This is a genomic window from Methanosarcina sp. (genome assembly GCF_035390745.1).
In the GTDB taxonomy this organism is placed as follows: domain Archaea; phylum Halobacteriota; class Methanosarcinia; order Methanosarcinales; family Methanosarcinaceae; genus Methanosarcina.
The window spans coordinates 23,527-29,637 of record NZ_DAOOUJ010000040.1 but is presented as its reverse complement, the minus strand read 5'-3'; the positions used below and the strand labels follow the sequence as shown (position 1 = coordinate 29,637).

Below are 6,111 nucleotides of genomic sequence, written 5' to 3'. Positions count from 1 at the left end.
ACGGAGAATATTAAAATTACTCCAGCAAGCCCCAGAAATGAGGGAAGCCAGGGTGCGATTCTTCTCTTCATTTCAGGCAGGGAGTTATCTGAAGATTCGGATACTAAATCATCTATAGAACTTTCGATATTTTTCTGAGCCTTGAAAGTTTCGTTTTCAATGGATTGTCCGGTTTCCTGAATAAGCTTTGAACTGGCAGTGGAGACAACGGAATCTTTTATAGATTCAAGTTCTTCCCCGCGAATTATGGGAATTATATTACTCTTTTTGCTCTCGTTCCCATTGTCAGATTTCGATTCCGGGTTTTCAGCTACTTCCGCAATAGTATTATCATCATCAAGGACTTCATCGGAAATGCCGCTGGCATATCTTGTTATGGAACTTACCAGACTACCGGCGTTTTCGGTACTGGAAGTAGCTTCAGATTCTCTGGAATATTCTTCTGAATTAATATCGCTTTCATTTTTCAGGACGGTTATGACTATGTATGAAGTAGAAGTTCCATTTTCGTTTTTCGCTGTAAGAGATACTGTATAATTACCAGGACAGCAGAAGGTGTGCGCAGGTTCCGGACAGCAGGAAGTTTTTCCATCCCCAAAAGCCCAGCTAACACAATCTGCATTCTTGGAGATGTCGACAAACTTTATGACAAGAGGAACACGACCCTCTGTTTTGTTGTAAATAAACTCGGCTTTTGGAAGCACGGGACCGGATTGTTCAGAAGTGTTCAGAACCCTTATGGTTACAGACGCTGAATCACTATCGTTCTCGTTGCTTACATTAAGAGAAACAACATATTCTCCTTCAGCAAAATATGTATGCAAAGGGCTGGGAGAATCGGAATTATTCCCGTCTCCAAATTCCCACAGCCTCGATGTGGCATTTTCGGAAAAATCTTTAAACCTGACAGAAAGAGGAGGAATGCCTTCTGTTACATCCGAAGTGAAACGTGCTACAGGCAGTACAGGAGGGGCGGGAGTATACTCTATTAAAGGCATGTAATCCATACTGCCGGTTTCGGCATTGACAGCATATGAGGTATCCCCTATGCCGTCTCCGTTTTCATCCTGTCCTTCATAATCACTCCAGTAATTACCTTTGCTGTCATTCCAGGTGTTAAACTTATTATCCCTTGCGTTTTTCACATTATCGAAGTAATTGCCGCAAATAACATTTCCAGGAGAAGCCAGTAATTTGATACCGCAGTCCAGGTTCGAATATACCATATTGTTAATCAGCAAATTATTTCTGGATTCAAACAGATAAATTCCTGCTTCCTGGTTTGAGATTTTGTTATCGCTGATTGTGCAGTTTTCAACTTTGTTAAGGAAGACCCCGCACCTTCCGTCAGTAATCGAAAAACCGCTTATTTTCACACCACTGGCAGCAATTTCAAACACATAACTTCCCTCATTTCCTCCCGCAATGACGGTATCATCAGGATTTTTGGAGGCTGACTTAATTGTTAAATTCGTTATGTTAACATGGATACTTTCGTTAAATTCTCCGGGATCTACAGTGATAATATCTCCAGGAGATGCTTCATCTACAACGTCCTGGATGGATTCTCCTGCCTGCACATGCAATTCTGACGCCATTCCAGTATCTGAGACTGAAATCAAAATTAAAACTGCCAGTAAAAAGCAGGTTCGTCCGAAAGTTTGTGTTTTTATTATCTTAACCCCCAGGAAGATCCAGGAATTTTCTTAACCAGTTTTTATAAGGAAAGCATATAAAATTGTTGGTTTAAAGAAATATTAGAAAAAAGAGATTAAAATTAAAATAAATAAAAAATAAGAGAGAATAAAAAACAAAACCGGATAAAAATAACGATAAATAACAGGTAAAAGAAAACTCGTTTTTCACGCTACAGTAATATGCTAAACCGTATCCATGAATATGTTAAATCGTACTCCTGGATTAAAATCTGCTTTCAGGTGTTTGAATGATAATGTATATTTATTATAATTTGCAATGGTTCAGGAAAAACTTTATTTTCTAACAGGTTCAGGCAAGCCCGGATAGAGCACAAAGGTTTATTAAGTAAATATTCAAGTTAGGTTTCTTTAAAAAATACAGCTGGAGAAGGTTTGATTATGCAGGAAAAAATAAAGGAAATTGCATCCCGCGTCCGTGAACTGCGGGAACTGTCAGAGATTTCTAGTGAAAAAATGGCAGATTACCTTCAGGTCTCAAAGGACACTTATGAGAAATATGAAAACGGGACTGAAGATATTCCGGCAAGTATTCTTTTTGAAATTGCACACATGTTACAGGTAGATATGGCTACTCTTCTGACAGGAGAAGAGCCCCGTATGAACATTTTTACAGTCACAAGGGATGGTAAAGGAGTAAATGTTGAGAGGAGAAAACAGTATAAGTACCAGAACCTTGCTGAAAAATTCATTCATAAAAAAGCGGAGTTTTTTATCGTCACAGTCGAACCCAAGCCCGAAGGAACAAAACCTGACACCAATTCTCATCCTGGACAGGAATTCAATTATGTGCTCGAGGGAAGCCTGAAGGTTTACATTCACAACAATGAAATTATCCTCAATGAAGGGGACTCCATTTATTTCGATTCTAACTACCAGCATGCTATGAAAGCTATGAACGGAAAACCAGCTAAGTTCCTGGCAGTTATTATGTAACCCGGATTAGATGTGACTGAGTAAATCCGTGCATGAATAATCCACACAAAATCCGCAGAAAACTCGGAATAAAGGAAAAAATAGAAAAAAGCTCTCATAGCTTTCCGAAATTCAAATTCAGCTTTTTAGGCTGAAGGACTGATTATAAAATCTAGAAAAAATCAAATAAAACGGGTGTTCAGAATGACTTCCTTGCTTAGCCAATTTGTTTCCAGAACAGATTTTGAATCCTATGAGGATTTCCAGGAAAACTTCAAAATCCTGGTTCCTGAAAATTTCAACTTTGCCTATGATGTTGTCGATGCCTATGCAAGAGACTCTCCTGAGAAAATTGCCATGGTCTGGTGTGATGACTATGGAGGAGAGAGAATCTTTACCTTCAAAGATATGAAGTACTACAGTGACAAGGCTGCAAATTTCTTCGCAAAACACGGCATAGGAAAGGGCGACTATGTGATGCTGACCTTAAAGAGCCGTTATGAATTCTGGTTCTCCATCATTGGGCTTCACAAGCTCGGGGCAATTGCCGTTCCTGCAACCCATATGCTGAAAACCCGGGACATCGTATACAGGATCAATAAAGCCGGATTAAAGATGATTGTCTGCATATCAGAGGATGAGGTCCCTGAGCAGGTTGATGAAGCCCATCTGGAATGTGGTGATATTCCTCTCAAAAAAGCTGTTGTGGGAGGAAAGGCACGGGAAGGCTGGATTGATTTCAGAAAGGAGCTTGAGGAAGCTTCTCCGGTGTTTGAACGCCCAACAGGCGAGGCTGCAACAAAGAACGAAGATATCTGTCTCGTCTACTTCTCCTCAGGGACCGCCGGATTCCCCAAAATGGTAGAACACGACAATACCTATCCTCTCGGGCACATAGTGACTGCAAAATACTGGCAGAATGTGGAGGATAATGGGCTGCACTACACGGTTGCTGACAGCGGCTGGGGGAAATGCGTATGGGGTAAACTTTACGGGCAGTGGATAGCCGGTTGTGCTGTTTTTGTGTATGATTATGACAGGTTTGAAGCCAAAAATATGCTTGAAAAAGCCTCAAAGTATGGTGTTACAACCTTCTGCGCCCCTCCGACAATTTACCGTTTCCTGATAAAAGAAGACCTTACCCATTACAACTTTGGTTCTCTGAAATATGCAGTCGTTGCAGGTGAACCCCTGAATCCGGAAGTCTATTACCGCTTCCTTAAATACACAGGAATAAAGCTCATGGAAGGGTTCGGGCAGACCGAAACCGTTGTTGCGATTGCTACCTTCCCCTGGATGGAACCAAAACCAGGATCTATCGGAAAACCAACTCCGGGATATAAGATTGAACTCATGGACAGGGACGGCAGGCTCTGTGAGGTTGGTGAAGAAGGAGAAATCGTCATCAACACAATGGAAGGAAAACCTGTAGGCCTCTTCACCCACTATGGAAAGGATCCCGTAAAGACGGAAGAAGCCTGGCACGACGGCTATTACCACACTGGAGATATGGCGTGGATGGATGAAGACGGTTATCTCTGGTTTGTGGGCAGAGCTGACGATATTATCAAGACCTCAGGGTACAAAGTTGGGCCTTTTGAAGTGGAAAGTGCCCTTATCCAGCACCCTGCTGTGCTAGAATGTGCAATTACTGGAGTGCCCGATCCTGTAAGAGGCCAGGTCATTAAGGCGACCGTAGTGCTCACAAAAGACTATACTGCGAGTGATGCACTTAAAAAAGAGCTGCAGGAACATGTCAAAAATGTCACCGCCCCGTATAAGTATCCCAGGATTGTGGAATTCGTTCCCGAACTCCCAAAGACGATCAGCGGAAAAATCCGCAGGGTAGAAATCCGGGATAAAGACCAGACTCAGTAATATGAGTTTTAGAGTAATATCCGGTCAAATTCGAAAAAAGAAAAAAGAAAGGAAAGAGATAAGTACCTTAAACTTTTTCTCAAAATTTGCTTTAAGAAGATGACCCGGATTTACTTCCAAAGGTACTGCAATTCGAAAAATCAGTATAATTCAGAAAGAATTCAAGAGCATATAAGAATTCAGAAAGCCCCTTAAAAATGATAGGCTCTCCTGTCTGCCATATAATACCGGCTGGAGAACAGCAGGGACTGGAAGAATAGCGTGAGGATTCTATATGGCAAAAAATGATCAAAAAGAACCGTACCCTGTTATTAATATTCTGGAGTGCAAGGCATGCGGCCGCTGCCTGCTTGCCTGCCCGAAGGACGTACTTTTCATGAGTGAGAACCTGAATGCGCGGGGTTACCACTACATAGAGTATAAAGGAGAAGGCTGCTCAGGCTGTGCGAGCTGCTACTATACCTGCCCTGAACCCCTGGCACTGGAAATTCATATTCCCCTGAAAAAGGAGGAAGCCTGATAAGGCAGGATAAGGAGGAAAAAAGATGGCAACACAACTCATAAAAGGCAACTCCGCAATAGTTGTTGGTGCACTTTATGCCGGATGCGACTGCTTCTTCGGGTATCCCATCACTCCGGCAAGTGAGATTTTGCATGATGCTTCCAAATATTTCCCCATGATAGGAAGAAAATTTGTGCAGGCCGAGTCTGAAGAGGCTGCAATTAATATGGTCTACGGAGGAGCCTCAGCCGGGCACAGGGTAATGACATCTTCTTCAGGTCCGGGAATCAGCCTGATGCAGGAAGGATTCTCTTACCTTGCAGGTGCAGAACTTCCCTGCGTGATTATAGATGTTATGAGAGCAGGTCCAGGACTCGGAAATATAGGACCCGAGCAGGCAGACTACAACCAGATTGTAAAAGGCGGTGGACACGGGAACTACAAAAACATCGTACTTGCCCCCAATTCCGTGCAGGAAATGTGTGATTTCACCATGAAAGCCTTCGAGCTTGCTTTCAAGTACAGAAACCCGGCAATCGTGCTTGCTGACGGAGTTCTCGGCCAGATGATCGAGTCCCTGAAGTTCCCGGAAAAAGCCCTTGTCCCTGAAATCGATACAAGCTGGGCAGTCAACGGAACAGCAGAAACAAGACCCAACCTTATAACCTCAATCTTCCTGGATTTCAATGAACTGGGAGCTTTTAATGAGAAGCTGCAGGCAAAGTATGAATTGATAAAGCAGAACGAGGTAGATTACGAGGAGTACATGATCGAAGATGCCTCAATCGTGCTCGTTTCGTATGGAATAAGCAGCAGGATCTGCAGGTCAGCCGTAGACCTTGCCAGAAAAGAAGGAATTAAAGCAGGAATTTTCAGGCCAAAGACCCTTTTCCCGTTCCCTGAAGCCCAGTTGAAAGCCCTTGCAGATAAAGGATGTTCCTTTATCTCTGTAGAGATGAGCAACGGGCAGATGATAGATGATATCAGGCTTGCTATCGGCTGTTCACGGCCCGTTGAACTGGTAAACCGCATGGGGGGAAACCTGATAACTCTCGACCAGATTATGGACAAAATCAGAAAAGTTGCAGGGGAGGCATGAAT

General features: G+C 42.9%; 5 protein-coding genes. 4 read left to right on the top strand and 1 reads right to left on the bottom strand.

Translation table 11 applies throughout. From position 1 onward, the window contains the following. The coding region (locus PLL47_RS10035; RefSeq protein ID WP_324446061.1) for a PKD domain-containing protein at window positions 1–1,598 on the bottom strand (1,598 nt) is incomplete at its 3' end. Window positions 1,599–2,096: 498 nt separating this feature from the next. On the opposite strand from PLL47_RS10035, the gene PLL47_RS10030 reads away from it, so the two are divergent. The 4 genes from PLL47_RS10030 to PLL47_RS10015 all read left to right on the top strand — a co-directional run bounded on the left by PLL47_RS10030 (window position 2,097) and on the right by PLL47_RS10015 (window position 6,109). Then, the gene (locus PLL47_RS10030; protein WP_324446060.1) at window positions 2,097–2,651 is read left to right on the top strand and encodes a helix-turn-helix domain-containing protein; all 555 of its coding nucleotides are present in this window, start codon (window positions 2,097–2,099) and stop codon (window positions 2,649–2,651) included. Between the two features lie 183 nt (window positions 2,652–2,834). Beyond that, the gene (locus PLL47_RS10025; RefSeq protein WP_324446059.1) at window positions 2,835–4,508 is read left to right on the top strand and encodes an AMP-binding protein; all 1,674 of its coding nucleotides are present in this window, start codon (window positions 2,835–2,837) and stop codon (window positions 4,506–4,508) included. 274 nt (window positions 4,509–4,782) lie between these two features. Continuing rightward, a complete protein-coding gene (locus tag PLL47_RS10020) occupies window positions 4,783–5,028 on the top strand; it encodes a 4Fe-4S dicluster domain-containing protein (protein ID WP_324446058.1) in 246 nt (81 codons plus the stop codon). Between the two features lie 25 nt (window positions 5,029–5,053). Further along, window positions 5,054–6,109 (top strand): 3-methyl-2-oxobutanoate dehydrogenase subunit VorB, encoded by a 1,056-nt coding sequence (locus PLL47_RS10015; RefSeq protein ID WP_324446057.1) that lies wholly within the window; start codon window positions 5,054–5,056, stop codon window positions 6,107–6,109. Window positions 6,110–6,111: the final 2 nt, after the last annotated feature.

Bases quoted from the DNA above. Each gene is read 5' to 3' on its own strand.
- PLL47_RS10015 (WP_324446057.1), top strand. From the start codon at position 5,054: ATGGCAACACAACTCATAAAAGGCAACTCCGCAATAGTTGTTGGTGCA.
- PLL47_RS10030 (WP_324446060.1), top strand. From the start codon at position 2,097: ATGCAGGAAAAAATAAAGGAAATTGCATCCCGCGTCCGTGAACTGCGG.
- PLL47_RS10020 (WP_324446058.1), top strand. From the start codon at position 4,783: ATGGCAAAAAATGATCAAAAAGAACCGTACCCTGTTATTAATATTCTG.
- PLL47_RS10025 (WP_324446059.1), top strand. From the start codon at position 2,835: ATGACTTCCTTGCTTAGCCAATTTGTTTCCAGAACAGATTTTGAATCC.